24 protein-coding genes are annotated in these 25,908 nt (G+C 62.0%); 18 read left to right on the top strand and 6 right to left on the bottom strand.

What is annotated here, in order from left to right:
* Window positions 1–58 precede the first annotated feature (58 nt).
* Complete coding sequence (locus tag U367_RS0105440) at window positions 59–3,409, top strand: hypothetical protein (protein ID WP_028616021.1); 3,351 nt, start codon at window positions 59–61, stop codon at window positions 3,407–3,409.
* Window positions 3,410–3,527: 118 nt separating this feature from the next.
* Here the strand turns inward: U367_RS0105440 and U367_RS0105435 are convergent, their stop codons facing one another.
* A complete protein-coding gene (locus U367_RS0105435) occupies window positions 3,528–3,743 on the bottom strand; it encodes a TOBE domain-containing protein (RefSeq protein WP_003173733.1) in 216 nt (71 codons plus the stop codon).
* Window positions 3,744–4,061: 318 nt separating this feature from the next.
* On the opposite strand from U367_RS0105435, the gene U367_RS0105430 reads away from it, so the two are divergent.
* From U367_RS0105430 to U367_RS0105420, 3 genes are read left to right on the top strand one after another with little or no spacing between them, the layout of a single operon-like run.
* Window positions 4,062–5,018: an aliphatic sulfonate ABC transporter substrate-binding protein gene (locus U367_RS0105430; RefSeq protein WP_028616020.1), complete on the top strand. Its 957-nt coding sequence runs from the start codon at window positions 4,062–4,064 to the stop codon at window positions 5,016–5,018.
* A gap of 10 nt (window positions 5,019–5,028) precedes the next feature.
* The gene (locus tag U367_RS0105425) at window positions 5,029–5,850 is read left to right on the top strand and encodes an ABC transporter permease (RefSeq protein WP_028616019.1); all 822 of its coding nucleotides are present in this window, start codon (window positions 5,029–5,031) and stop codon (window positions 5,848–5,850) included.
* Entirely contained in the window at window positions 5,847–6,563 is a 717-nt protein-coding gene (locus U367_RS0105420; protein ID WP_028616018.1) for an ABC transporter ATP-binding protein, read from the top strand. Before U367_RS0105425 ends, U367_RS0105420 begins: the two co-directional genes overlap by 4 nt.
* Here U367_RS0105420 and U367_RS0105415 read toward each other — a convergent pair.
* From U367_RS0105415 to U367_RS0105405, 3 genes are all read right to left on the bottom strand, one after another.
* Entirely contained in the window at window positions 6,560–7,477 is a 918-nt protein-coding gene (locus U367_RS0105415) for a FecR domain-containing protein (RefSeq protein WP_028616017.1), read from the bottom strand. The genes U367_RS0105420 and U367_RS0105415 overlap by 4 nt on opposite strands.
* Entirely contained in the window at window positions 7,474–7,992 is a 519-nt protein-coding gene (locus tag U367_RS0105410) for a sigma-70 family RNA polymerase sigma factor (protein ID WP_028616016.1), read from the bottom strand. Before U367_RS0105410 ends, U367_RS0105415 begins: the two co-directional genes overlap by 4 nt.
* A 91-nt stretch (window positions 7,993–8,083) precedes the next feature.
* A complete protein-coding gene (locus U367_RS0105405; protein WP_028616015.1) occupies window positions 8,084–9,025 on the bottom strand; it encodes a LysR family transcriptional regulator in 942 nt (313 codons plus the stop codon).
* A 116-nt stretch (window positions 9,026–9,141) separates the two neighbouring features.
* Here U367_RS0105405 and U367_RS0105400 point away from each other — a divergent pair, with 116 nt between their 5' ends.
* The 10 genes from U367_RS0105400 (at window position 9,142) to U367_RS1000000132515 (ending at window position 18,569) form a co-directional block, all read left to right on the top strand.
* On the top strand, window positions 9,142–10,437 hold the full coding sequence (locus U367_RS0105400) for an MFS transporter (protein ID WP_028616014.1): 1,296 nt from the start codon (window positions 9,142–9,144) through the stop codon (window positions 10,435–10,437).
* A gap of 16 nt (window positions 10,438–10,453) precedes the next feature.
* The gene (gene rhmD / locus U367_RS0105395; RefSeq protein ID WP_028616013.1) at window positions 10,454–11,638 is read left to right on the top strand and encodes an L-rhamnonate dehydratase; all 1,185 of its coding nucleotides are present in this window, start codon (window positions 10,454–10,456) and stop codon (window positions 11,636–11,638) included.
* A gap of 10 nt (window positions 11,639–11,648) precedes the next feature.
* Window positions 11,649–12,449, top strand: coding sequence for an aldolase/citrate lyase family protein (locus tag U367_RS0105390; protein WP_028616012.1), 801 nt, complete (start codon window positions 11,649–11,651; stop codon window positions 12,447–12,449).
* Window positions 12,450–12,460: 11 nt separating this feature from the next.
* Window positions 12,461–13,894, top strand: a complete 1,434-nt coding sequence (gene aldA, locus U367_RS0105385) for an aldehyde dehydrogenase (RefSeq protein ID WP_028616011.1) — start codon at window positions 12,461–12,463, stop codon at window positions 13,892–13,894.
* Between the two features lie 70 nt (window positions 13,895–13,964).
* The gene (locus tag U367_RS0105380) at window positions 13,965–14,840 is read left to right on the top strand and encodes an amidohydrolase family protein (protein ID WP_028616010.1); all 876 of its coding nucleotides are present in this window, start codon (window positions 13,965–13,967) and stop codon (window positions 14,838–14,840) included.
* Entirely contained in the window at window positions 14,840–15,160 is a 321-nt protein-coding gene (rhaM, locus tag U367_RS0105375; protein ID WP_028616009.1) for an L-rhamnose mutarotase, read from the top strand. Before U367_RS0105380 ends, rhaM begins: the two co-directional genes overlap by 1 nt.
* A gap of 42 nt (window positions 15,161–15,202) precedes the next feature.
* The gene (rhaT, locus tag U367_RS0105370; RefSeq protein WP_028616008.1) at window positions 15,203–16,261 is read left to right on the top strand and encodes an L-rhamnose/proton symporter RhaT; all 1,059 of its coding nucleotides are present in this window, start codon (window positions 15,203–15,205) and stop codon (window positions 16,259–16,261) included.
* 29 nt (window positions 16,262–16,290) lie between these two features.
* Complete coding sequence (locus U367_RS0105365) at window positions 16,291–17,061, top strand: SDR family NAD(P)-dependent oxidoreductase (protein ID WP_028616007.1); 771 nt, start codon at window positions 16,291–16,293, stop codon at window positions 17,059–17,061.
* Window positions 17,062–17,247: 186 nt separating this feature from the next.
* Window positions 17,248–18,156: a carbohydrate porin gene (locus U367_RS1000000132520; protein ID WP_050587838.1), complete on the top strand. Its 909-nt coding sequence runs from the start codon at window positions 17,248–17,250 to the stop codon at window positions 18,154–18,156.
* The gene (locus U367_RS1000000132515) at window positions 18,108–18,569 is read left to right on the top strand and encodes a carbohydrate porin (protein WP_050587837.1); all 462 of its coding nucleotides are present in this window, start codon (window positions 18,108–18,110) and stop codon (window positions 18,567–18,569) included. The genes U367_RS1000000132520 and U367_RS1000000132515 overlap by 49 nt, the downstream gene beginning before the upstream one ends.
* Here U367_RS1000000132515 and U367_RS0105355 read toward each other — a convergent pair.
* Window positions 18,566–19,180, bottom strand: a complete 615-nt coding sequence (locus U367_RS0105355; RefSeq protein ID WP_028616006.1) for an LbetaH domain-containing protein — start codon at window positions 19,178–19,180, stop codon at window positions 18,566–18,568. The genes U367_RS1000000132515 and U367_RS0105355 overlap by 4 nt on opposite strands.
* 42 nt (window positions 19,181–19,222) lie before the next feature.
* On the bottom strand, window positions 19,223–20,299 hold the full coding sequence (locus U367_RS0105350) for a sigma-54 interaction domain-containing protein (protein ID WP_028616005.1): 1,077 nt from the start codon (window positions 20,297–20,299) through the stop codon (window positions 19,223–19,225).
* 402 nt (window positions 20,300–20,701) lie between these two features.
* On the opposite strand from U367_RS0105350, the gene U367_RS0105345 reads away from it, so the two are divergent.
* The 4 genes from U367_RS0105345 to U367_RS0105330 are packed head-to-tail and all read left to right on the top strand — an operon-like array spanning window position 20,702 to window position 25,789.
* Window positions 20,702–21,769, top strand: coding sequence for an ABC transporter substrate-binding protein (locus U367_RS0105345; protein ID WP_028616004.1), 1,068 nt, complete (start codon window positions 20,702–20,704; stop codon window positions 21,767–21,769).
* A gap of 14 nt (window positions 21,770–21,783) precedes the next feature.
* Complete coding sequence (locus tag U367_RS0105340) at window positions 21,784–23,010, top strand: alpha/beta hydrolase family protein (RefSeq protein ID WP_028616003.1); 1,227 nt, start codon at window positions 21,784–21,786, stop codon at window positions 23,008–23,010.
* Between the two features lie 12 nt (window positions 23,011–23,022).
* Window positions 23,023–24,228 (top strand): LLM class flavin-dependent oxidoreductase, encoded by a 1,206-nt coding sequence (locus tag U367_RS0105335; protein ID WP_028616002.1) that lies wholly within the window; start codon window positions 23,023–23,025, stop codon window positions 24,226–24,228.
* Window positions 24,229–24,232: 4 nt separating this feature from the next.
* Complete coding sequence (locus tag U367_RS0105330; RefSeq protein ID WP_028616001.1) at window positions 24,233–25,789, top strand: ABC transporter substrate-binding protein; 1,557 nt, start codon at window positions 24,233–24,235, stop codon at window positions 25,787–25,789.
* The last annotated feature ends 119 nt before the right edge of the window (window positions 25,790–25,908 follow it).

Here is a 25,908-nt window from a genome sequence, read left to right as displayed (position 1 = left end):
CCCTGCTGTTACTGTTTTTGCCGACCGCCACAATCGGCTACAGCAGGAGTTCCATGGCATGACGACCCAGCCCCTCGATCGCTCGTCCGACCCCAAAGCCCTTCCCCGCACGCCGCCCAAGTCCGGCGCGCAGTTCCATGTGCTGCTCAAGAACAGCGCCAATAACAAGAAGGTAGAGGCCCACGACAAGACGCCGTCCGGGTTGGATGCCAGTAAGAAGGACGGCTACGAACTGGCCGCCAAGGATGCAACACCACCTCCTGCCCTCGCCGACTACAAGGCCATCGGCCCACCCGATGAAGTCGGCCCGGGGCTGATTCGTTATGAGACCCAGGACGGCAAGAAAGTCATCGTCAGCGAGCAAGACAGCCCCGAGTTGTTCAAGCAGGTCAGTACCGACTTCAAATCCCTCTCCGGCGTGGTCGCCAGCCAGAATGCCGGCTACCAGAGCCTCGGCGCCGACGGCAGCGCCCCGGCGAAGCTCGCGGACTACAAATCCCTCGGCCCACCCGATGAAACCGGCCCGGGGGTGATCCGCTACGAGACCCAGGACGGTACCAAGGTCGTCATCAGCCAGCGCGACAACCCCGAGGCGTTCCAGAAAGCCAAGGACGCCTATGCCAGCTTCACCGGCCTGTCCAGCAGCGAAGACGCCGGCTACAAGCGCGCCAGCGACAATGAAGTGTGGCCACCCTACGGCGGCACGGCGGTTGGCCCGGTCGATGAAGTCGGTCCGGGGCTGATCCGCTTCGAAAGCAATGGCCAAAAAATGGTGGTAGCCCGCGACGACAACCCCAAACTGTTCGACTACCTGGCCGGCCTGCACGAGGTCTACACCGACCCTGGCAAGAAAGCCGTGGTGGAAGGCGAGCTGAACAACGGTGCAGTGCTGGCCGACGCCAATACGCCGGTGCCGGGCCTCAAGGATTACAAGAATTTCAACTGGAACAACGACCAGAAAGACAACCTCCTCACCTACGAACTGCATGACGGCACCAAGGTTGTGGTATCGGCCGACGTCAGCCCCGAGCTGTTCAAAAGCGTCGCCACCGCCAATGACACCTGGGCCAAGATCCACACCAGCGAAGGCGAAGGCTACAAGCTGGCCGGGCCGAATGACTTCCTGAAGAACACCGACATCACCTTCGGCTCCCCGGATGAACTGGGCGACGGCCTGATCCGCTATGAAACCAGCGAAGGCAAGGTCATCGTTTCCAAGGAACTCAGCCCGCAGCTCTACGACGACGTGGCGGCCAAGTGGGAAGCCTGGAGCGCCAGCTCGGTGGACGACACCCGCGCCAAGCACAACCTGCCCAAGGCCGATGAGCTGGATGTGCTGAACCTCGACACAGGCGTGCATGCCGATGAGAAGGACGACAAGTCGCCCACCCTCAGCGTCAGCGAGTTGGCCACCACCCAACTGATCGACACCTACCGTGAAGGCGTGAAAAACGGCTCGATCCCTAAAGACGACCCGCGTGCCAAGCTGGTCCGGGCCCTCGAAGCCCAGGCGGCCTATCAGAACGGCCACGGCATCACCGGCTACGAAGAGGCCAAGCGCCCGTTCAACACCACCTGGCGCGAGTTCGATGACAAGCAGACCGAGCTGACCTCGGCCGACATGCACGACATCATCGACGGCAAGGCCGTGCAAAAGCAGATCGGCGAGCTGTTCAACGACCCGACCGTGCAGGCTGATTACAAGTCGAAAATGGACGAGGCGATCAACAAGCTGCCGAACAAGGACGAGATCAAGCAGAAGCTGCTGGACCTCACTTCCAACCCGGATTACGTGCTGTACCTCAAGGACCTGCAGAGCCAGGGCAAGACCTACGAGGCGCAGAAAGACCTCAGCGACACCCTGACGTCGTTGTCGCTGTTCGACCCGGAAGCCGCGAGCAAAGCTGCGCAGAACATCCAGGCCGATGGTTTGACCACCGACCTCAATGCGATCCTGTCGGACCCGAGCAAGATCTCCGACGAGAACAAGGAACTGGCGACCAAGGACCTGTTCGGCCTGCTCAAAGGCGTGCTCAAGGGCAACGTGCTGGACTTGCCGCGCCGCACCCAGGAAACCCTGGAAAAATTCCTCAACGAGGGCCTGCAAGGCAAGGAAAAATCCGCCGCCGTCACCAAGGCCCTGGAAGAGCTGGGTGCCGTGTACCAGAAAAACGGTGCGATCAGCGAAGCCGACCTGAAAACCGCCTTGAGCAAACCCTACATTCCGGTGGCCGATCGCGGCATGCTCGGCGAGGTGTTCAACACCCTCAACAGCAAGGGCATCCTCGGTTCCCTGGGTGCCGGTGTGAGCCTGTTCTCCGGGATTTACCAACTGGTGGGCAAAGGCGGCAAGCTCGGTGAAACCCCGGCGCAACGCATGACCATCGCCAAGGACTTCCTGAGCTTTGCCGGCGGCTCCAGCCACTTCGTGCGCCTGGGCGACAAGATCGGCGAAGCCTTGGGCAAAGGTGGGCTGGTGGACTTTCTGGGGCTGGACAAGACGCTGCCTGAGATCTGGGGCAAGACCGGCATGCAGGAGCCGAACTTCGAGTTTCGCGTCAGTGAATTGCCCTCCGACGTCAAATCCAAGATCGCCACTGCCCTCGATGCTGTGCCGGACAGCCAATACGACGGCATCGCCAAGATGTTCGGCGACGGCGACAAGGCCGTCACCGAGGCCACCGAAGGCCTGGCCACGCACTTGGATGACGGCCTCGCGGCTGCGGGCGCGGCCAAGCTGGGCGCGTCCAAATCGGCGAAGATCGCCGGGTCCGTGATCAAGGTACTCGGCCCCGCCACGGACATTGCCGGCGGCTTTGCCGACATCGTGTTGGGTGCGCTGGCGATCAAGAGCGGCGTGAAGGATAAGGATCCCCTGGCCCAGGCGGCCGGTGGCCTGCAAGTGGCCGGCGGTGCATTCGGTGCCTCGGCGGGCGTGCTGGGGGCTGCGGCGCTGTTTGGCGCGGGCACGGCGGCGGCGTTGACCGGGCCGTTGTTCCTGGTGGGTGTGGTGTTGGCGGTGGTCGGCGGGATCATTGGCTACTTCGTCGACCACAACAAAAAGCAGAAGGCTACCGAGAAGGAAAACGACTGGTACCGCGACCTGGCCGGCGACGGTCTATTGCAGGACAACTGGGCTGACAAGGTCGAATACGCCCACTACGAGATCCACCATTACGGTGGCCGTGACGCGCCGACCGACGACAGTATCTTCCGTTTCCAGCAGTCGGAATGGGAACACTTCGACGAGACCCCGCAAAAAGGCGGCTCGTCGAGCAATCGGCTGGATGGGGGCTTGCACAAGGATTACAAAGACCCGAACGAGAAACCGAAGAATCTGCCCAGCGATGCCCCGCCGGAAAGACCGCAGCCTCATCCACCCGGCGGTTCAGGCCCGAAAATAGCCTGAGTGTACGCAAAGCAAAATGTGGGAGCGGGCTTGCTCGCGAATGCGGAGTGTCAGTCGGTGCATTCATCACTGATATAGCGCTTTCGCGAGCAAGCCCGCTCCCACATTGGGATTGGGTTCACAGTTTGGCGATGGACACTTCGGTGGACTTCACAAAGGCAATCACTTCACTGCCCACTTTCAATTCCAAGTCACGCACCGAGCGGGTGGTGATCACCGAAGTGACAATGCCTGACGCGGTCTGCACGTCGATTTCCGACACCACTTCCCCCAGCAGGATTTCCTTGATCACGCCCTTGAACTGGTTGCGCACGTTGATCGCTTTAATGGTCATGTCGGCTTTCCTTTTGGCTGTTGGGTCAATCCGCACGAATGCGCAGGCCCTCAAAATGCGCCATCGACGCGAATATTAAAAGGAATATATAACTCTTTATTTATTCGATACAGATATATAAGAACTGTTGCCCAGCCAACAGTGCTTCAACAATCTGCTCTCTGCCACCACAGCATTCAGCCCCTACACCCCCGCAAATACGCCTTCCAGGCACATGGCACAGAGACTGCATATTCCTATAAAGCATGATGGAACATGCAAACCAAATTTTCTGAATATAAGAAAAGCCTTCTCTCAACGCCTTGCCGGAGCTGTTCCATGAAAGCCTTCACCCAACGCTTATTCGGCGCCTGCGCCCTCGCACTGTGCCTGCCAACCCTGGTCCACGCCGCCGACACCGATCCCGCCGAAGTCAACCTCGACTACGCCTATTACTCGCCCGTGAGCCTGGTGCTCAAGCACTTCGGCTGGCTGGAACAAGCCTTGCCGCAATCCAAGGTGGGCTGGGTGTTGAGCCAGGGCAGCAACCGTTCGCTGGAGTACCTCAACAGTGGCGGTGTGGACTTTGCCTCGTCGGCCAGCCTGTCGGCAGTACTGAGTCGCGCCAACGGCAGCCCGATCAAATCGGTGTACGTGTACAGCCGCGCCGAATGGACCGCGTTGGTGGTGCGCAAAGACTCGCCGCTCAACAGCGTCACCGACCTCAAGGGCAAGAAAATCGCCGCCACCAAAGGCACCGACCCGTACCTCTTCACCCTGCGCAGCCTGCAACAGGCCGGGCTGAAAAAGGACGACGTAGAACTGGTGCACCTGCAACATCCGGACGGCCGCACTGCGCTGGAAAAAGGTGACGTGGACGCCTGGGCCGGTCTGGACCCGCACATGGCCGCCAGTGAAATCCAGGCCGGTTCGCGCCTGCTGTACCGCAATAAAGACTTCAACAGCTACGGCGTGGTCAGCGTCACCGAGAAGTTCGCCAAGGCGCATCCGCAGACCATCACCAAGGTGCTCGGCGCCTATGAAAAGGCTCGGGATTGGGCGGTGAAGCACCCGGGTGAATTCGCCAAACTGCTGGCCGACGAGTCCGGCCTGCCGCTGGAAGTGGCCAAGCTGCAACTCTCGCGCACCGACCTGAGCACGCCGTTCCTGAGCAGCAAGGATGTAGTGGCGTCGAAGGCGGCCGCGCCGATCCTGGTGTCCGAAGAACTGGTGCGCAAAGGCGTGAATGTGGACCAGGTGATCGACCAGTTGATCGACACCTCGTTCGGCCATTAAGGAGCCCGTGATGACCAGCAAAACCCAAGCATTGCCCCTTGCCGCACCGGTGGTGATCAACCGCAGCGCTTGGCCGCGGCGGCTCAAGGGCCTGGTGTTGCCGGTGCTGATCCTGCTGGTGCTGGAGGTGGTGGTGCGCGTGGGTTGGCTGCCGTCGTACCAGATGCCGGCACCCAGCGAGATCGCGGTGACCCTCACCGACCTGGCCGAAGGCGCATTGTGGAAACACATCAGCGCCAGCCTCGGCCGGGTGCTGCTGGGCTTCGCCATTGGCGCCAGCCTGGCCTTGGTGTTTGCCGCCTGGGTCGGCTTGAGTCGTGAGGCGGAGGCCTACCTCGAACCGACCTTTGCAGGGCTACGTTCGATCCCGAGCCTGGCTTGGGTACCGCTGTTGCTGCTGTGGCTGGGCATCGACGAAACGTCGAAGATTGTGCTGATCGCGATTGGCGCATTTTTTCCGGTGTACCTCAACGGCGTCGCGGCCATTCGTGATATCGACCGCAAGCTGGTGGAAGTCGGGCAAATGTACGGTTTCAGCCGGCGGCGGCTGGTGCGTCGAATCCTGCTGCCCGCCGCGCTGCCGGGCCTGTTCACCGGGTTGCGCAGTGGCTTGAGCCTGGCCTGGATGTTCCTGGTGGCGGCTGAGTTGATTGCGGCCACTAAGGGGCTGGGTTACCTGCTCAGTGATGGGCGGGAAACCTCGCGGCCGGATATCGTGCTGGCGGCGATTATCGTGTTGGCACTGTTGGGCAAGGTCAGCGATGGCCTGCTTGCGACGTTGGAGAGGCGTTGCCTGGCCTGGCGCGACACGTTCCAGGGAGCAGGACAATGAGCGTAAAACCGCTGTTGGATATTCACGTCGCGCGTAAAAGTTTCACCAGCACCACCGTGTTGAAAGACGTGCGCCTGGTGCTGCAACCACGCGAAGCCGTGAGCCTGCTCGGGCCAAGCGGCTGCGGCAAAAGCACCTTGCTGCGCATCGTCGCCGGCCTGGAACAGGACTTCCAGGGCGAACTGCGCAGCCCCGATGGCGAAGTAGCCTTTGTGTTCCAGGAACCCCGGCTGATGCCCTGGCTCACGGTGGAACAGAACATCGGCTTCAGCGATGACAGCCACTACGACAAGGCCTGGGTCGCGCAGTTGATCGAGGAAGTCGGCCTGAAGGGTTTTGCCCAGGCGCTGCCCAAGGCGTTGTCCGGCGGCATGGCGCAACGGGTAGCGATTGCGCGGGGCCTGTATTCACGGCCGCAGGTGTTACTGCTGGATGAGCCGTTCAGCGCAGTCGATGCGTTTACCCGGATGAAGCTGCAGGATTTGCTGCTGCAACTGGCCGAACATCATGCCATCGCCTTGTTGCTGGTGACCCATGATGTGGACGAGGCACTGTACCTGAGTGACCGGGTGCTGGTGATGGACAACCGACCGAGCAGCATTCGCCAGGAATTGGCGGTGAACCTGCCGCACCCGCGTGACCGGCGTGATCCGTTGCTGGCGCAGCTCAAGGCGCAATCCCTGACTGAGCTGCAACGTGCCCACGTGATCTAGACGACCTTGCGCAAGGTCACCCAATACCGCGTCCGCGCCTGCACCTCCAGCCCCAGGGTCGAGGCCAGCAGGTTGAGGATGCGGTCGGTGTCGTCCAGGCGGAAACTGCCGGTGACCCGCAACGACTCCAGGCTCGGCTCCCACCGCAACACACCCGACCGATAACGCTCCAGCTCCCGCAGGAAGTCACCCAGCGCCTGGTTCTGCGCGGTCAGCACGCCATCGCGCCAGCCTAGTTGCAACACATCGAAAGGCACCCAGGCCCCTAGTCCGCTGGCTTTGAGCGGCGCTTGCTGCCCACCTTGCAAAGTCGCCATCTGCCCGTTCAAGTCGCGCACCTGGACGGAGCCTTCAAGCACCGACACCAGACAACCGGCGGCCAGCTGCCGTACACACACTTCAGCCTGACTGACGCGCAGCTCGCCGTAGCGCGTCTGCACGGCCATCGCCGCCGTGCCTGGCACATCCAGCGCCAGCTCGCCCTCCACCAGACTGATGCGGCGCTGCGCCAGGTCCACGTCTACCGCCGTCGCCGTATTGAGCTGCAAGCTGGCGCCATCGGCCAGCCCCATGCGCTTACGCTCGCCGGTGGCGGTGTGCACGTCGGCACGCCAGGCCTCGATGGGCAATTGGCGGCTGACCAACCAAGCGGTCGGCACCAGCGCAGCGATACCCAGCGCACGCTTGAGCACGGCACGGCGTCCCGGTTGCGGACGGTCGAGGCTGGCCATCGCCAAGGCCTGGGGCAAGTCGCTGAAACGCTGGCGCAGGGTCTGGGCTTTTTGCCAGGTCTGTTCGTGCTGGGGGTGGCTGTCACGCCAATGCTGCAATGCGGCGTAATCACGCTCAGTGGCCGCGCCGGACTCCAGCAGCGCCAACCATTGCGCGGCGGCGCGGGCAACGTCGCGGCTCACAGGTCCACCAGCAGGCAATGTTCGTAGGCCTGGGCCATGTAGCGTTTGACCGTTCGCTCCGACACGTCGAGGCGCTCGGCAATCTCCCGGTAACCCAGCCCTTCCAGTTGGCTCCACAGGAAGGCGCGGCGGACCAGCACCGGCAAGCCATCCAGCAATTCATCCAGGGCTTGCAAGGTTTCCAGCACCAGCCAGCGCTGTTCAGGCGACGGCACGCAGGTTTCCGGGAGGCTCGCCAAGGCATTCAGATAGGCCTGTTCAAGGCTGCGCCGCTGATGAAAATTCACTAATAGACGCTTGCCGACGGTCACCAGGTAGGCGCGCGGCTCCTGCATCTGTGCAATCGGCTGGGCGCTGGCCAGCACGCGCAAGAAGGTATCCTGGCTCAGGTCGGCCGCATCCCAGGCATTGCCCAGACGCCGGCGCAGCCAGCTTTCCAGCCAGCTACGGTGGTCACGGTACAGGCTCGACAGCGTCAGTTCGGGGGCGTGGGTCGGAACAACAGCATCATTCATGGCAAGCGACCTGCGCGGCGCGAGTGAGTCTCAAATGAGATTCATTCTATTTAATATCGTGCCGACACACCATGCCCTTTACACATCACGTTCAGAGCATCGCAGCCTTCTTTCGCAACAAGTCGATAAACAACCCCAGTTCACGGCTCACCACCTCGCCTTTGCGCAGCAACATGCCAAATGGCGCCAGTCGTACTTCCAAGGCCACCGGCAGTGCGACGACCAGGCCCATTTTCAGGTAATCACGCAGCGCACTTTCGGACAGCACCATCACTGCGTCAGTGAGCTGGATCAACTGCTGCATGGAGTACACCGAGCTGCATTCGATGATGTCCGCCGGGCTGGGCAGCGCCAGATCCTGCAGCGCCTGGTCGAAGCCGATGCGCGCCGGGCTGGTTTGCGGTTGCAGGATCCATGGCCAGTCGCGCACCAATTCATCCAGCATCAACTGCTCACGCTGGGCCAGGGGGTGGCCCGCGTGCACCACCACCAGCAAGCGTTCGTTGCCCAGGGGTTCGAAGCTGTAGTGCTCGTTGTCGGTGGCAGCATTACGGCGCGAGATGGCCAGGTCGATGCGTCCCTGTTCAAGCAACTGGATCACCTGATCACTGGTGTCACCCATGATGCGGATACGCAGTTGCGGGTTCAGCGATTTAATCTGCGCGATGGAATCCATCACCAGGTCCGGTGCGGCGCCCATGATGGTGCCGATCGACAGGTAGCCGTAACCGCCCTGCTGCCGCGCCATTAAGTCTTCGGCACACCGGTCCAATCCGCTCAGGGCGGATTCGGCAAAGCGAATCAACTCCTGGCCAAGTGCCGTAGGACGCATCCCCCTCGGCAACCGCTCAAACAGATCACAGGCGAACATGTCCTCGATCTCACGCAGCATGCGCGTGGCAGCAGGCTGCGACATGTTCAGCGCCTGTGACGCACGGTGCAGGTTTTGGCTGGAGCTCAGCGCGACGAGCATATGCAGATGCTTGTAGCGCAGGCGGTTGAACAGGCTGGGAGAGATCGCGGGACTGCGCATTTTTATCCTTGTTATCGATACCCTGAGGTTATCACTTGTAAGCGAGATTCGATTTGTAGCGCATTGCTCGGCCGCCGTACAGTCCGTCCCATAAGAACAAAACATCGGACGCCACTATGAAAACCCTCCCCGCGCCCCTGCTCGCCAAGATTTCCTGGCGACTGCTGCCCTTCCTGCTGTTGATGTACATCATGGCCTTTCTCGACCGCGCCAATGTCGGGTTCGCCAAACAAGCTTTCCAAGCCGACACTGGCTTAAGCGACGCCGCCTTTGCGTTTGGCGCTGGCGTGTTTTTTGTCGGCTACGCGCTGCTGGAAGTGCCGAGCAACCTGATCCTGCACCGTGTCGGCGCCCGTCTGTGGATGTGCCGCATCATGGTCAGTTGGGGCCTGATCTCGGCCGCCATGGTGTTTGCCCACAGCGAAACCAGCTTCTATGTGCTGCGTTTTTTACTCGGCGTGGCCGAAGCCGGATTTTTCCCCGGCGTCATTCTTTACCTCACCTACTGGTTCCCCCAGGCCGTGCGCGGCAAAGCCATGGGCTTCTTCTATTTCGGCGCGCCACTGGCCTTCATCTTCGGCAGCCCGTTGTCCGGTTTGCTGCTGGAAATGGACGGTTTTGGCGGCATCCACGGCTGGCAGTGGCTGTTTGCAGTGGAAGGCCTGATGGCAACCGCGGTGGGCATCTGGGCCTACTGGTATCTGGACAATCGCCCCGCCGACGCCAAGTGGCTGACCCCGGCTGAGCGTGAGCAAGTGCAGAGCCTGCTGGATCAGGAAGACCAGCACAAAACCTCCCACGGTCGCAGCCTGCTCACCGTGCTGTGCCAACCGCCGGTGTTGTACCTGTGCCTGGTGTACCTGCTGATCCAGGCCAGCGTCTACGGCGTGGTGTTTTACCTGCCGACCCAAGTGGGCGATCTGCTCGGCACCAAGGTCGGCTTGATGGTCGGGCTGGTCTCGGCCATTCCCTGGCTCTGCGCACTGTTTGCAGCTTGGTGGATTCCCAGCTACAGCGACCGTACCGGCCTGCGTCGCCAGACCGCCTGCCTGACCCTGCTGATGGCTGCCGCCGGCATTGCCTGCTCAGTGACCTTCGCCAACCCGCTGCTGGGCATGCTCGCGCTGTGTTTTGCCGCCTCGGGTTTCATCGCCGTGCAGCCGGTGTTCTGGACCTTTCCCTCCAGCTACCTGGCCGGCAGCGCTGCCGCAGCCGGCATTGCACTGATCAATTCCTTCGGCGCCCTCGGTGGCTTCATCGCCCCGGTCATCAAGCACTGGGCCGAAGGTGCCTTCGCGTCCCCGGCAGCCGGCCTGTACCTGCTGTCCGCCACCACGGTACTGGCTGCATTGCTGGTGCTGGGCATCCATTCACCCGGCCGCACCGCGTCGAAAACGCCGGCCACTGTTTAACGCCAGGAGTCACACCATGGGTCATCTCACCATCAAACACGTCCGCGCCTTTGTACTGCGAGGCGGCGGCGCCGATTACCACGACCAGGCCGATGGGCATTGGATCGACGACCATATTTCCACGCCGATGAGCAAATACCCCGAGTACCGCCAGAGCCGCCGCAGTTTTGGCATCAACGTGCTCGGCACCCTGGTGGTGGAGATCGAAGCCAGCGACGGCACCGTCGGTTTCGCTGTGACCACTGGCGGTGAACCGGCGGCTTACATCGTCGAGAAACACCTGGCGCGCTTTCTCGAAGGCGCCCGCGTCACCGACATCGAAAAAATCTGGGACCAGATGTACCAGTCCACCCTCTACTACGGGCGTAAGGGTCTGGTGATCAACACGATTTCCGGCGTCGACCTGGCGTTGTGGGACCTGCTCGGCAAAATCCGCCAGGAACCCGTGCACCAACTGCTCGGCGGCGCGGTGCGTGATGAGCTGCAGTTCTACGCCACCGGCGCGCGCCCGGACCTCGCGCAGAAAATGGGTTTTATCGGCGGCAAAATGCCCCTGCATCACGGCCCCAGCGAAGGCGAAGAAGGCCTGCGCAAGAACCTCGAAGCACTGGCGACCATGCGTGAACGGGTCGGCCCGGACTTCTGGCTGATGCTCGACTGCTGGATGAGCCTGGATTTGAACTACGCCACCAAGCTGGCGATCGGCGCCCATGAGCATGGCCTGAAGTGGATCGAAGAAGCGTTGTCCCCAGACGATTATTGGGGCTATGCCGCCCTGCGCAAGAACGTGCCCAAAGGCATGCTGGTGACGACGGGCGAACACGAAGCCACCCGCTGGGGGTTCCGTATGCTGTTGGAAATGGGCTGCTGCGACATCATCCAGCCCGACGTCGGCTGGTGCGGCGGCCTCACCGAACTGGTGAAAATCTCGGCGTTGGCCGATGCGCATAACGCAATGGTCGTGCCCCACGGTTCGTCGGTGTACAGCTACCACTTTGTCGCCACCCGCCATAACAGCCCATTCGCCGAGTTCCTGATGATGGCGCCCAAAGCGGATGAAGTCGTGCCGATGTTCCACCCGCAATTGTTGGGCGAACCGGTGCCTGTGAATGGCCGCATGCGTTTGTCGGCGCTGGACAAGCCGGGCTTCGGCGTTGACCTGAACCCCGACTGCCAACTGCACCGTCCCTACAACCGCTGAGGAACCCGCCATGAATATGCCCTTCAATGGCTTCAAGGCCGCCCTCGCCAAGGACGCCACCCAATACGGCATCTGGGCCGGTTTCGCCACCGGCTACGCTGCCGAGATCGTCGCCAGCCTGGGATACGACTGGATGCTGATCGACGGCGAACATGCACCCAACACGGTTCCGAGCATCCTCAACCAGTTGCAGACGGTCGCGCCGTACAGCACCGCGCCAGTGGTGCGCGCCGTCAACAGTGACGCCAGCCTGATCAAGCAACTGCTCGATATCGGCGCCCAGACCTTGATGATCCCCATGGTCGAAACCGCCGAACAGGCCCAGGCCCTGGTGCGTGCCATGCGTTACCCGCCCCACGGCATCCGTGGCGTCGGCGGCGGTCTGACCCGTGCCACGCGCTGGGACGGCGTGGACAACTACCTGAACACCGCCCATGAAGAGCTGTGCCTGATCGTGCAGGTGGAATCGCGCCTTGGCGTGGAAAACGTCGCCGCGATTGCCGCCGTAGAAGGCGTTGACGCTGTGTTCATCGGCCCCGCCGACCTGTCCATCGGCCTTGGTCACGCCGGCAACCCCGGCCATCCTGAGGTCCAGGAGCGCATCAAGCACGCCATCGACGCCACCCTCGCCGCCGGCAAGGTCAGCGGCATCCTGGCGCCCAACGAAGACGATGCACGCCGCTATCAGGCCTGGGGTTGCCGCTTTATCGCGGTGGCCATCGACATCAGCCTGCTGCGCCAGAGTGCCCTGGCCACCCTTGCCCGCTATCGCCCTGCCGCCGAAACGAAAGCGCCTGCGCGTACTTATTGAGGAACCTGCCCATGTCATCCGTTCCCGTTTACCAGAACTTCATCAATGGCCGCTTCAGCTCCAGCGAAGCGCACATTGACGTGCTCAACCCGGCCACCGGTGCGCTGCTGTCGAAGGTGCCGGCGTCCACCACCGCCGAGGTCGACCAGGCCCTGGCCGCCGCACGCCAGGCGCAAAAGACGTGGGCGCGCAAACCCGCCATCGAACGTGCCGGGCACCTGCGCCGCATCGCCGCCAAGCTGCGCGAGAACGTTGCGCACCTGGCGCGCACCATCACCCTGGAACAAGGCAAAGTCAGCGGTTTGGCGGAGGTGGAAGTGAATTTCACCGCCGACTATCTCGACTACATGGCCGAGTGGGCACGACGCATCGAAGGCGAGATCATCACCAGCGACCGTCCCAATGAAAATATCTTCCTGTTCCGCAAGCCGTTGGGCGTGGTGGCCGGCATCCTGCCGTGGAATTTTCCGTTCTTCCTGATCGCGCGCAAAATGGCGCCGGCGCTGCTCACCGGCAACACCATCGTGATCAAGCCCAGCGAAGAAACCCCGAACAACTGCTTCGAGTTCGCCAAGCTCGTCGCCGAAACCGACCTACCCGCCGGGGTGTTCAACGTGGTCTGCGGCGACGGCCGGGTCGGCGGCGCGCTCACAGCGCACACCGGCGTCGACATGATCAGCTTCACCGGCAGCGTGGCGACCGGCTCGCGGATCATGACGGCCGCCGCACCGAACATCACCAAGCTCAACCTGGAACTGGGCGGCAAGGCACCGGCCATCGTACTGGCGGATGCCGACCTGGAGCTGGCCGTCAAAGCCATCCGCGATTCGCGCATCATCAATACCGGCCAGGTGTGCAACTGCGCCGAGCGGGTATACGTGGAGCGCAAGGTTGCCGACCCGTTTATCGAACGCATCAGCGCAGCCATGTCCGCCACCCGCTATGGCGACCCTATCGCCCAGACCGACGTGGAAATGGGCCCGCTGATCAACCGCCAGGGCCTGGACAGCGTCAACCGCAAAGTACGCACCGCCCTGAGCCAGGGCGCAACGTTGGTCAGCGGCGGGCAGATTGCCGACCTGGGTGCGGGTTTTCACTTCCAGCCGACGGTATTGGCTGGATGCCGCGCCGACATGGAGATCATGCGCGAAGAGATCTTCGGTCCGGTGCTGCCGATCCAGATCGTCGACGACCTCGACGAAGCCATCGCCCTGGCCAACGATTGCGACTACGGCCTGACTTCGTCGATCTACACCCGCGACCTGGGCAAGGCCATGCACGCGGTGCGCGAAATCGACTTTGGTGAAACCTACGTCAACCGTGAAAACTTCGAGGCCATGCAGGGCTTCCATGCCGGCGTGCGCAAATCCGGCATTGGCGGCGCCGACGGCAAGCACGGCCTGTATGAGTACACCCATACCCATGTGGTGTACCTGCAAGGCTGAGCTGGTTAATCGGGGCCGGGCGCGCTAGCGTGCTGGCCCCTCCGAATTTGCTTTTGATAAGGACTGCGTCATGCCCCTGACTGCCTACAGCGGCCCGATCATCGACAGCCATTTGCACCTGTTCGACCCACGTCGCCCCGAGGGCATTCCATGGCCTGAACCTGGTAACCGGCTGTATGCCGCGCACCTGCCGACGGATTACTGGGCCCTGGCCGCGCCGCACAATGTGGTCGGCGCGATTGCCGTGGAAGCCAGCCCGTGGCGCGACGATAACCGCTGGCTGCTCGACATCCTGCGCAGCGAACCGCGCATGCTTGGCTTTGTCGGCAACCTGGATCCGCTGCACTCAAGCTTTGCCGTCGACCTCGACGCGTTGGTCAATGAGCCGCTGTTTCTCGGCCTGCGCTACGGCAACCTGTGGGATCGCGACCTGCTGCAAGACCAGGCGCGCCCGGGCTTTATCGACGGCCTGCGCCAACTCGCCGCCAGCGGCCGTGGCCTGGACAGTGCCAACCCAAATCCGCGTCTTATCAAAGGCCTGTTGCAGTTGAGCGATAGGCTGCCCGAGCTGCGCATCATCATCGACCACCTGCCCAACGCCCAGGTGCCATCAGGCGAAGAAGCGGCCTATCACGCCGACCTGCTGCGCCTGGCCGAACGCCCGAATCTGTTCGCCAAACTGGCGGAGATTCCCCAGCTCGGCCCTCAAGGCTTGATCACCGACACGGCGTTCTATAACGATCGCTTGGCGGTGTTGTGGGAAGCCTTTGGCGAAGACCGCTGCTTTTTCGGCAGCGACTGGCCCAACAGCGATCACCTGGCGGATTTTGCCACCACCCTGGGCCTGGTCAAGCGCTGCGTGGCCGGTAAACCCGAGGCTGTACAAGCCAAATTCTTCCTGCACAACGCGGTGCGGATCTACACGCCCAACCATGGAGCGCCGTAATGCAGACCCGTGCCTTTCGCATGAACCTCAACCCCGGCCAGGCCGATGAATACCGCAAGCGCCACGACGACATCTGGCCCGAACTGGCCCAGGCCTTGCTCAATGCGGGTGTGGTGGATTACCGGATTTTCTTCGATAAACCGGGCAATGCGCTGTTCGCCGTGCTGACCCACGAAGACGTCCACGGCCTGGACGAACTGCCCGGTACAGCACTGATGCAGCGCTGGTGGGCCTACATGCAGGACATCATGCCCAGCCACGCAGACGCCTCGCCGATCAGTGTTGACCTGCTGCCCATGTTCCAACTGACGCGCCCCTGATCCAACCGACGCACAACAACAATAAAAAAAGGATTCGACTACGTGGAAATCATTCTCCTTGGTGTGATTCTGCACTTTATCGGCGGCTTCGCTTCCGGCAGTTTCTACATCCCTTACAAGAAGGTCCGCGGCTGGGCCTGGGAAAGTTATTGGATCACCGGCGGCCTGGTGTCCTGGCTGATCGTGCCGCTGATCGCGGCGCAACTGACGGTGCCCGGCTGGGTGGACATCCTGCGCAACGCCGACACCAGCACCCTGCTCTGGACCTACCTGTTCGGCGTGTTGTGGGGCATCGGCGGGCTGACATTTGGCCTGACCATGCGCTACCTCGGCTTGTCCCTGGGCATGTCGCTGATCATGGGCCTCACCTCGGCCCTCGGCGCATTGATGCCGGCGCTGTACCGCGACCTCTTCACCACGGAGACCGAAGGTACGCTGACCTCGATGCTGGCCTCGCAAGGCGGGCATTGGGTGTTGTGGGGCGTGGCCGTATCGCTGGTCGGCATTGCAGTGTGCGGCAAGGCCGGGCTGATCAAGGAACGAGAAGTGCCCCAGGCGGTGAAGTTCGCCAGTGTCAGCGAATTCTCCCTGGGCAAGGGCATGCTGGTGGCGGTGATCTCCGGAGTACTGAGTGCGTGTTTCAGCTACGGCATTTCCGCCGGACGACCGCTGGCCGCCGCTGCTGTAGAGCACGGCGCCAACAGTCTGTTCCAGAACAACGTGACCTTCATGGTGATCATGTGGGGCGGCCTCACCACCAACGGTATCTGGTGCTTGTGGCTGAATTGGCGCAACCGCACCTTCCATAACTACACCGACCGCAGCACCCCACTGTTGGGCAACTACCTGTTGGTGGCGATTGCCGGCACCCTGTGGTTTCTGCAGTTTTTCTTCTACGGCATGGGCGAAAGCCGCCTGCAGAACGACGCCAGCTCTTGGGTACTGCACATGTCATTCATCATCATCGTGTCCAACTGCTGGGGCCTGTATTTCCGCGAATGGCACGGCACCAGTACTGCCAACAAAGGCGTGCTGGTGGCGGGTATCGCAGTGATCCTCGGCGCAATCGCCATGGTCGGCTACGGCAATTACCTGGGCTGATGTCGCTTATTTCTTGAAGGAGAGTTTTTATGTTGCTTGCAGACAAAACCGTGATCATCACCGGCGCCTCCCGTGGCATCGGCCGCGCCGCCGCCCGTGAATGTGCGCGCCAGGGGGCCCGCGTGGTCATCGGCCACAGCGGCAGCGGCCAAGGTACGGAGGCTGCGTATTCGTTGATCGAGGAGATCAAGTCCTTCGGCGGCCAGGCCATCGAAGTGGGCGGCGACGCCGCCGACCCGGACACCGGCGACAAGCTGGTGGCCGGCGCAGTAAAAGCCTTCGGCAGCGTCGACGTGTTCGTCAACAATGCCGGTATCTGCCCGTTCCACTCGTTCCTCGACATGCCCCGCGAGGTCTACCTGAAAACCGTCAACACCAACCTCAACGGTGCCTATTTCGCCGTACAGGCGGCGGCCAACCAGATGAAAAACCAGGGTCGCGGCGGCGCGATCATCGCCGTCAGCTCCATCAGCGCCCTGGTCGGCGGCGGCATGCAGACCCACTACACACCCACCAAGGCCGGCCTGCATTCGTTGATGCAATCCTGCGCAATTGCCCTGGGACCGTACGGCATTCGCTGCAACTCGGTACTGCCGGGCACCATCGCCACAGACATCAACAAGGACGACCTGGCCGATGAGGAAAAACTCGCCTACATGACCGCGCGCACGCCGCTGGGTCGCCTAGGTGAGCCGGATGATGTGGCCGGGCCCATCGTATTCCTGGCCTCGGACATGGCGCGCTACGTAACCGGCGCCTCGTTGCTGGTGGATGGCGGGTTGTACGTAAACCTGCAGTAACACCCCGCTCCTCCAACCACCACAGTTCCAATGTGGGAACGGGCTTGCTCGCGAATGCAGTGTGTCAGACACAGGATTCATGCCTGAACCACTGCTTTCACGAGCAAGCCCGCTCCCACAGGGGCCTCTGTGTGCCTGAAGTTCGAGTTCCACCCCAATAAAAACAACAATCCCAGGAGCTTTTCCATGCGCACCACCCTCCCCCTGGCCCTGCTCTGCAGCGCCATGTCGACCTGCGCCCACAGCGCCGGTTTGCTGGACCCAAACTCACCCGCCATGCTCGGCGACTGGAACGGCCTGCGTCCACAACTGGCCGAGCAAGGCTATGACTTCACCCTCAAATATGTCGGCGAGGTCGGTTCCAACCTCGGCGGCGGCTACAACTCGCACACCACCGCACGCTGGAGCGACCAGTTGATTCTCGGTGTGAGCATGGACCTGCAAAAACTGCTCGGCTGGCAGGACGCGACCTTTCGCATCGGCATCGGCGAGCGTCACGGCAAAGACATCACCAACGACCGCGTGCATCAGCCGAACGCCACCGGACTGACCTCCACCATGGAAGTGTTTGGCGGCGGTAATGCCTGGCGGCTTTCGCAGTTCTGGTACGAGCAGAAATTCTTCGAGCGCAAATTCGCCTTGAAACTGGGGCGCTTCGGCCATGGCGAAGACTTCGATCAGTTCCCCTGTGAATTCCAGAACGTGACCCTGTGCGGCTCCCAGGAAGGCAACTGGAACGGCGTATGGAATAGCTTCCCCATCAGCCAGTGGGCGGTGCGTGCCAAGTACCAGTTCACCGATGAGTTCGCGGTGCAAGTGGGTGCCTATGACAAAAACCCTGGCAATGCCGAAGCCAGCAATGGCTTCAAACCCTTCATCAGCGGCTCCCAGGGCACCAGTTTTCCCATCGAGGCCATCTGGAAAGGCCAGGTTGCCGGGCTGAGTTCCGAATACCACGTGGGTTACTACTACGACAACGCCAATACCAAGGACATGCTCAAGGACGCCGACGGTAACTTTGCCGCCAGTCGCAAAAGCCTTATCGGATGTATTCCAGCAATGACGGTTGGTGGCTGTCGGGCCAGCAGCAGTTGACCACGATCGACGGCAACAATAAGCGCGGGCTCAACCTGTTTGCCAACCTGACGATGAATGATCCGGACAAGAGCGTGATCAAAAACCTGATCCAGGTCGGCCTGATCTACCGCGGCCCGTTTGACTCACGTCCGCACGACACCGTTGGCATAGGCGCGTCTAAATTGCAGGTCAGTGACCGCTATACCCGTAACACGCAGATGCTCAACGCTGCCAATGGCGTGACCGCCCTCGACGACCCGCTGTATGTGCCCGAACAGCGTCGCGAATACAGCTACGAAATCAACTACGGCGTACAAGCGACAAAATGGCTGATGGTGCGGCCCAACCTGCAATACGTGAAGTACCCCGGCGGGCTGACGCAAACCACCGGCGCAGTCGTCGGCGGCGTGCAGTTTATCGCCGACTTCTAGTCTTTCTCTGCATCAAACACCTGCCCGCGCCCCACCACGCTGGCAGGCTTGAGCAGCGCACCGGGCGCCAATACCGCATTGGCGCCGATCCGGCACTGGTCACCGAGCAACGCGCCAAACTTATCGCAACCGGTGCGCTGCAATGCCCCGTCCACTCGTACCAACACTTCTTTGTCATCGCGCTCATTGCGGTAGTTGGCGACGATGCTCCCCGCTTCCAGATTGATCACCTGCCCCAACACCGAATCACCGACAAAGTTGAAATGCGCCAGCTTGCTGCCGCTGAACACGAAGGACGTCTTCAACTCAGCGCCGGGGCCGATGATGCAGTGTTCATCCAGCCAGCAACCGCCACGCAGCAGTGAACCGCTGGCAATGAAACAATGCGCACCGACAATCAATGGCGGCTTGAGCAAGGCACCGACCTCGACGGTGGCAGTCCGGTGGACCGCGATTTCATCCTGGATGACGTACTCGTCGGCCGGCAGTTCGGCTAGCAATTGGCGAACGATGGCGGGCGCCTGGGTGACCAGCGCCCAGGGCGTAAGGTCAGCCCAGGGCGCCAGGGCAGAATCGGAAAAAACGGCGATGTAGTCAGCAAGTCGAATCAACGTCGAACCCTCGAGCGGTCAGCGAAGTCCGAAAACCTAGCATTACTGGCCGTCGAGTAACACCGGTTTGCCCAGTTCACCGATCTTTTCCAGGCGGGCCCGCACGATATTGCGGCTGATATTCAGCAGGCGGCCGGTCTGCAATTGATTGCCGTGGCAGTAGCGATAAGCCGCGCGGAAAATCGTTTCCTCGATGTGTTCGTAGAGGTCTGGAATGTTCTGTTCGAACAATGCGTTCAGCGCACTTTCCAGGTCGACCGGACCGCTCAGGGCGGGCGGCGCGTGGCTGGCTTGGTCCTGGCGAATGCCCGAAGAGCGCATGTCCACCAAATGCAGATCCGCCGGTTGCACGCGCTGGTTGCGGCACACCAGCAAGGCGTGGTGAATGGCGTTTTCCAGCTCGCGAATATTGCCCGGCCAGCTGTGTTCGAGCATCTTGCGCTCGGCCTCGATGCTCAGGCTTGCGCGGTTGTATCCCAGGCGCTGACAGTGTTCTTCAAGGAAGAATTCGGCCAGCGGCAGGATATCGCCCGGCCGTTCGCGCAGCGGGGGCAGGCGGATGGTTGCGACGTGCAGACGGTAAAACAAGTCCTCGCGAAAATGCCCGGCCACTACCGCGTCAGCCAAGTTGACGTTGGTGGCCGCCACCAGCCGCACATTGATCGGGATCGGCGTGCGCGAACCCAGACGCACCACTTCACGCTCCTGCAAAACCCGCAGCAATTTCACCTGCATGTTCAGCGGCAAATCGCCGATCTCATCGAGGAACAGCGTGCCGCCATTGGCCGCTTCAAACCAGCCGGCCTTGTGGGTGGTAGCACCGGTGAACGCGCCTTTTTCATGGCCGAACAGTTCGCTTTCCACCAGGGTTTCGGCAAACGCACCGCAATTCACCGCCACAAAGGGCTCACGCCCGCGACGGCTCAGATTGTGGATATGCCGTGCGACCAATTCCTTGCCGGTGCCGGTCTCGCCAATGATCAAGGTGTTGGCTTCACTGGGGGCCAGGCGCTCGATACGCGCCAGCAATTCCTGGGAGCGCGGGTCCTTGAAGACCAGCACGGTGGCACGCACCGACTTGGTCAATTCGCGGGCATTGGGATGGGTGATCAGCGACATGGTGCATTCCTGGCAGTAAAAGCGCGTGCTCAATAGTGCATGAAGTTTTCTATACCATTTAATTATTAATTAATATTTATATATACCAATTTAGAATATACCAACACCCCTGCCCTTGACTGCTGCTGGAGCAGCAATCGGCCAGCACTTGCGTGTTTGCACATCAGCAGCCGAGACAGGATCACCTCCCTGTCACCACCGCTGAAACCCTTGTAGTACGCGGTCTAGAGCGATTGTTACAGCGACTGGCATGCAATCTGCTCTCTCCCTGCCAACACGATCCCCGTGTAGAAGCTGGCTTGCCGGCGATGAGGCCCCTGAGCCTTGCAGCGCTCAAATGGACGCTATCGCCGGCAAGCCGGCTCCTACAGGGGATTGCCAATTCAAGTAGGGAGAAGCCCCATGAAAAATGTATGGCGCAGCTGCATTGCCGCCCTGTTCGCCCTTTTTGCGAGTACCGCCATTCAGGCCGCACCGGCCTCAGTGAAAATCGCCATCGTCGCTTACACCCAAGGCGGCAAGCCGGTATTCGGCGGCATCGCCGGGCGCGTGATCGAGGACGGCTGGCTGGAAGCGCAATTGCGCGAACGCGGGGTGAAACTCGAGTGGATCGCCCTGCCCCACGCCGGTGCCGGCCCGCAGATCAACGAAGGCTTCAGCAACAACAGCCTGGACTTCGCGGTTCGCGGCGACCTGCCATCGGTGATCGCGGGAGCCGGTGGTGTGCCGGGCAAGCTGATCGTGCCCGGCGGCAGCGGCAACAACATCTATCTGGTGGTGCCCGAAGGCTCCAGCGCCCAGACCATCGAAGACCTCAAGGGCAAACGCCTGGCCCTGCACCGTGGCCGGCCGTGGGAGTTTGCGTTCAGCAACTTCCTGGCCAGCAAGGGCCTGAAACTCGATGACTTCAAGATTGCCAACCTCAACCCACAGGTGGGCGCGGCGGCGGTATCGGCCGGCAAGGTCGATGCAGCAGTGCTGCTCAGCGAGGCCTATGCACTGGAAGACAAAGGTGTGGGCAAGATCATTTGGTCGACCAAGCAAGGCAGCAACGACTGGCGATTGGTCTCTGACCTGTGGGGCACCGACACCTTTGTAAAACAGTATCCGCAGATCACCCAACTGCTGGCCACCGCTTGGGTCAAGGCCGCGTGGTGGATTTCTCAGCCGCAGAACCAGGACGCCTATTACCAACTGTCCTCCCGCGCCGGCACCGCCGAAAGCGTGCTGCGTCGCGACGACCAGAACGACCCGGTGGCCTGGAAAGAACGCTGGGCGCCAAAAAGTGATGCGCAGCTCAAGGCCCATTACCAGGCTCTGACGGCCTATGCGCTGGCCAACCACCTGATTCGCGACACCTATGACATCGGCCCGTCACTGGCTACCGGCTTTACCCACCAGGCCCTGATCGACCTGAAACTCACCGACTACTGGCCGGCCCTGCGTGGCCAGGTCAGCACGAATCCTTGATAGGGAAATGATTGATGAAACTGCCCCATTCCTTCGCTTTCGGCCTCAGCGTATTGGCCTTGTCCATGAGTGCGTTCGCGGCTGACGTGTATGCACCCAAGCCCGACCCGCTGCAAGGCGATGGTCGCGTCTCGGCGTTCTACACCTGGGAACAAGCCATTCCCGCCGTTCCCGGCAAATTGCTGCGCAGCGAGCCGCTGGATAGCACCATCAGCCTGGCGAATGCCGCCAGTGCCCGGCGCATCCTGTACACCTCCACCGACGGCATCGACAACAAGACGCCCATCGTGGTCTCCGGCGCCTTGTTCCTGCCTAAAGGCAAGCCACCTGCCGGCGGATGGCCGGTGGCAAGCTGGGGCCATGGCACCGTCGGCGTGGCGGATGTGTGCGCGCCGTCCTGGCAGGGCCGTTCCTACCGTGACGTGGCTTACCTCAACCGCTGGCTGGAAGAAGGCTTTGCCGTGGTCGCCACCGACTACCAGGGCCTTGGCGTGCCCGGTGGCCACCCATTACTCAACAGCCGTATGGCCGCCTACGGCATCCTCGACGCCGCCAAGGCTGTGGTGGCCGGGGTACCAGGGCTGGCCGATAAAGTGTTGATCGTCGGTCAGTCCCAGGGGGGCGCGGGCGCCTTTGCCGCGGCGGCCTACGCGGCAACCTATGCGCCGGACCTGGGCGTCAAGGGCAGCATCGGCACCGGCGTGATCTACACCCTCGACTACGCGAAAAACCCCAGTGAGGCAGTGCGCAACAAAGTCGACCCGACGTTGGCCTACGGCTTCTACACCTTGCTTGCCGCCCAGCAATACGACCCGAGCATCAACCCGGCGGACTTCTACACCGACAAGGCGCTGCCGATCTTCGAACAGGCCCGCACCAGTTGCCTGTTCGCCCTGGAAGGCGACGTAGAAGGTCTCGGCCTGAGCATCGCCAACACCAAGAAAGACTACAAGGGCAAGCAGCTCGCGCCGTGGCTGGCGCAGGTTTCGTACCCGACCTTGAAGACCTCCAAGCCGATCTTCATCGGCACCGGCGCCGAAGACACCACCCCCGCCGCCGCGACCCAGGTGAAGCTGATGCAGGACGCCTGCAACGCCGGCTCCGTGGTGGAAGGCCATCTGTACAAAGGCCTGGGCCACAGCGCGACGGTCAATGCGTCGCTCAAGGACTCGATCCCGTTCGCCCACAAAGTCATCAACGACCAGACGATCACCCCGATCTGCGCCCCGACCGCCCAGTAGGCAGGAGGCTTCATGAGCATCGAATTCTTCACCCGCCTGCCGTTGCACGGCGAAACCCAGTTCCTGCCCGGCGATCCGCGTAACCGGGGCGACTGGCACCGTGGCGGCGCCAACAGTACCGGTGCAGTCTCCGGGTTCAGCGTGGGCGACCACTTTACCTACATCGACTACCTGGGCCAGATTGCCAAGGCCGCCGAGATCAATGGGTTTGGCGGTGCGTTGATGGTCAATGCGCCGACCGGCGAAGAACCCTGGACCGTCTGCTCATTGCTGGCCCGCGAGACGCGCACCCTGCAGTTCGTCACTGCGTTCCAGCCCTACCACTACACCCCTTGGGTCGCTGTGCAACAAGCGGCGACGTACCAGCGCGCCACCGGCAATCGTTTGGTGTGGAACATCATCAACGGTGGCTCGGACGCGATCCAGCGCCAGGTCGGTGACTACAGCGAGCACGATGAACGCTACGAACGCGCCACCGAGTTCATGGACGTGGTCAAGGGCTATTGGCACAACGAGACCTTCCACTACGATGGAAAATTCTACAAAGCCGACGGCGGCGGCCTGCGTGGGCCGCTGAAGAAGGCCGAGCTGCCGCTGATCTGCACCGCCGGTTCGTCGATTGCCGCACGGGAATTCGCCGCCAAGCACGCCGACTTCTACCTGATGCGCGCCGAGCATCCGGATGAAATCGCCGCGCTGATCGCCGACCTGCGCCAGCGCGCACTGAAATGGGGGCGTACCGACATCCGTTTCGGCCTGTCAATCGACGTGATCACTCGCGAGACCGAAGCGCTGGCGCGCACCGAGGCCAAGCGTTTCTTCGACGAAGGCATCGCCCGTGGCGCGGTCAAGGCCGTGGCGGCGCATGCCGGGCTGCGCACAGCGCGCAAACTGAGCTACGAACAGGGTTTTGCCGAGAAGAACGAAGCCCAGGGTTTCGACGACTTCTTCATTCACCCGAATGTGTGGACCGGCTTCGGCTATATCGGCATTCCACCGGGCTGCGCACTGGTGGGCAGCTACGAGAACGTGGTGGCGCGGATTCGCGAGTACAACAGCATCGGCATCGACCTGTTCTTCCTCGCGGGCTACCCGCACCTGGAAGAAGCCTATCGCCTCGGCGAGCACATCCTGCCGCATTTTCGCAGCGAGCGCGTCGAGCTGAGCCGACCCCAGGAGCCGCTGCGCGAGCTGCATTCGGCCAACGGCGGAGCCTGAGACCATGACCTTTCTGCTGAGCCGCCGGGACTTTCTCGGCTACAGCGCCACCGTCGGCGGTGGCCTGCTGCTGACCGGCTGCGGCCCGAGCGACACACCGGCCGGCGTGACCGGCAACGACCAGCCGCGTTATGGCGGACGCTTGCGCCTGGGCATTCTCGACGGCAACCAGAGCGGCAACCTGGACGCGCATAAACCGGTGGGCAGCGGCATCGTTCGCGGGTTTGCGCTGTACAGCAAGTTGTGGGAGTGGGACGAGCACATGCAACCGCGCCTGGCCCTGGCCGAACTGGCCGAGCCAAATGCCGATGCCAGCGCCTGGACCCTGCGCCTGCGCCCGGGCCTGGAGTTCCACAACGGCAAGACCATCGATGCCGACGACCTGATCTTCTCGATCCGCCGCCTCACCGACCCGCAACTGGCTTCGCCCTATGCTGCGCTGTTGCACTGGGTGGATCGCGACAATCTGGTCAAGCTGGACCATCGCACCGTGCGCCTGAGCTTTCGCGAAGGCCGCAGCTACATGCCGCTGGCGGAAACCTGGGTCAACTTCGGCGGCATCGTCCCGGTGGATTACCATCCAGTCACCAACCCGGTGGGTGCCGGCCCCTACAAGTTGAAAAGCTTTACCCCCGGCCAGCGTTCGTTGTTCACCCGCTTTGAGAATTACTACAAAGACGGCAAGCCCTACGCGGATGAACTTGAAATCATCGACTTCAAGGACCAAGTCTCCCGCCTCGCCGCCCTGCGTGCCGGGCAGATCGACATGGCCAATGTGCTGCCCACCGAGCAATTGCCGATCCTGCAAAAAGACCCGCGCCTGCAGGTGATCAAGTCGGTGTCTGGCAATTGGCTGTCCTTCGACATGAACCTGGAAAAGCCGCCGTTCAACGACCCACGGGTACGCGAGGCGTTTCGTTTGCTGGCGGACCGGGAGGAGTTGGTACGCCGCGCGCTGAACGGCCAGGGTCGCGTAGCCAACGACTTGTATGCACCCAGCGATCCGACCTTCAACCACAGCCTCGGCCCACGCGCTTACGACCCGCAACGCGCAGCGCAATTGCTCAAGGACGCCGGCCAGGAAAACCTCGAGGTGGAATTGATCACTACACCGGGACAGGGTTTGAGTTCAGCGCTGGTCCTTGCCGAACAAGCCAAGCGCATCGGCGTGACCCTGAAGGTCAAACAAGTCGACCTTGCCACCTTCCAGGGCCCGCTGAAAAACGACTGGACCCTGAGCACTGGCGGCAGCATTGGCGCACCGTTTCTGGCCAGCGCGATACACACCGACGCGCCGTTTGCGGTGTCAAACAAGACCCACTTCAACGACCCGCACTTCAGTGAACTGTTCCTTGCCGCCATGGCCCAGCCCGACCTGGAAAAACGCAAGGCCCTGGTGCATCAGGTGCAGCAGATCCAGTACGAACGCGGTGGCATGTTGATCTGGGGCTACGCCGACCTGCTCGACAGCGTATCGACCCGCGTGGGTGGCATCCAGGCCGAAGAGTCGCTGTTCAGCACCTGGCGATTCGAGAAGCTCTGGCTCAAAGACACGGCCTGACCCAATGAAACCGCCCCCCCTCTGTAGGAGCCCGGCTTGCCGGCGGTGGGGCCCTCAAGCCCTGCGCCGATCAAACGGACGCCATCGCCGGTAAGCCGGCTCCTACGAGGGTCGTGCGC

This window comes from Pseudomonas canadensis, from assembly GCF_000503215.1.
In the GTDB taxonomy this organism is placed as follows: Bacteria; Pseudomonadota; Gammaproteobacteria; order Pseudomonadales; family Pseudomonadaceae; genus Aquipseudomonas; species Aquipseudomonas canadensis.
Note: the sequence above shows the minus strand (reverse complement) of the source record. Positions and strands in the feature narration are given on the sequence as shown.

Excerpts from the sequence above, each read along its gene's own strand:
- U367_RS0105440 (WP_028616021.1), top strand. The coding sequence starts at position 59 with ATGACGACCCAGCCCCTCGATCGCTCGTCCGACCCCAAAGCCCTTCCC.
- U367_RS0105435 (WP_003173733.1), bottom strand. The coding sequence starts at position 3,743 with ATGACCATTAAAGCGATCAACGTGCGCAACCAGTTCAAGGGCGTGATC.
- U367_RS0105430 (WP_028616020.1), top strand. The coding sequence starts at position 4,062 with ATGAAAGCCTTCACCCAACGCTTATTCGGCGCCTGCGCCCTCGCACTG.
- U367_RS0105425 (WP_028616019.1), top strand. The coding sequence starts at position 5,029 with ATGACCAGCAAAACCCAAGCATTGCCCCTTGCCGCACCGGTGGTGATC.
- U367_RS0105420 (WP_028616018.1), top strand. The coding sequence starts at position 5,847 with ATGAGCGTAAAACCGCTGTTGGATATTCACGTCGCGCGTAAAAGTTTC.
- U367_RS0105410 (WP_028616016.1), bottom strand. The coding sequence starts at position 7,992 with ATGAATGATGCTGTTGTTCCGACCCACGCCCCCGAACTGACGCTGTCG.
- U367_RS0105405 (WP_028616015.1), bottom strand. The coding sequence starts at position 9,025 with ATGCGCAGTCCCGCGATCTCTCCCAGCCTGTTCAACCGCCTGCGCTAC.
- U367_RS0105400 (WP_028616014.1), top strand. The coding sequence starts at position 9,142 with ATGAAAACCCTCCCCGCGCCCCTGCTCGCCAAGATTTCCTGGCGACTG.
- rhmD (WP_028616013.1), top strand. The coding sequence starts at position 10,454 with ATGGGTCATCTCACCATCAAACACGTCCGCGCCTTTGTACTGCGAGGC.
- U367_RS0105390 (WP_028616012.1), top strand. The coding sequence starts at position 11,649 with ATGAATATGCCCTTCAATGGCTTCAAGGCCGCCCTCGCCAAGGACGCC.
- aldA (WP_028616011.1), top strand. The coding sequence starts at position 12,461 with ATGTCATCCGTTCCCGTTTACCAGAACTTCATCAATGGCCGCTTCAGC.
- U367_RS0105380 (WP_028616010.1), top strand. The coding sequence starts at position 13,965 with ATGCCCCTGACTGCCTACAGCGGCCCGATCATCGACAGCCATTTGCAC.
- rhaM (WP_028616009.1), top strand. The coding sequence starts at position 14,840 with ATGCAGACCCGTGCCTTTCGCATGAACCTCAACCCCGGCCAGGCCGAT.
- U367_RS0105365 (WP_028616007.1), top strand. The coding sequence starts at position 16,291 with ATGTTGCTTGCAGACAAAACCGTGATCATCACCGGCGCCTCCCGTGGC.
- U367_RS1000000132520 (WP_050587838.1), top strand. The coding sequence starts at position 17,248 with ATGCGCACCACCCTCCCCCTGGCCCTGCTCTGCAGCGCCATGTCGACC.
- U367_RS1000000132515 (WP_050587837.1), top strand. The coding sequence starts at position 18,108 with ATGTATTCCAGCAATGACGGTTGGTGGCTGTCGGGCCAGCAGCAGTTG.
- U367_RS0105350 (WP_028616005.1), bottom strand. The coding sequence starts at position 20,299 with ATGTCGCTGATCACCCATCCCAATGCCCGCGAATTGACCAAGTCGGTG.
- U367_RS0105345 (WP_028616004.1), top strand. The coding sequence starts at position 20,702 with ATGAAAAATGTATGGCGCAGCTGCATTGCCGCCCTGTTCGCCCTTTTT.
- U367_RS0105340 (WP_028616003.1), top strand. The coding sequence starts at position 21,784 with ATGAAACTGCCCCATTCCTTCGCTTTCGGCCTCAGCGTATTGGCCTTG.
- U367_RS0105335 (WP_028616002.1), top strand. The coding sequence starts at position 23,023 with ATGAGCATCGAATTCTTCACCCGCCTGCCGTTGCACGGCGAAACCCAG.
- U367_RS0105330 (WP_028616001.1), top strand. The coding sequence starts at position 24,233 with ATGACCTTTCTGCTGAGCCGCCGGGACTTTCTCGGCTACAGCGCCACC.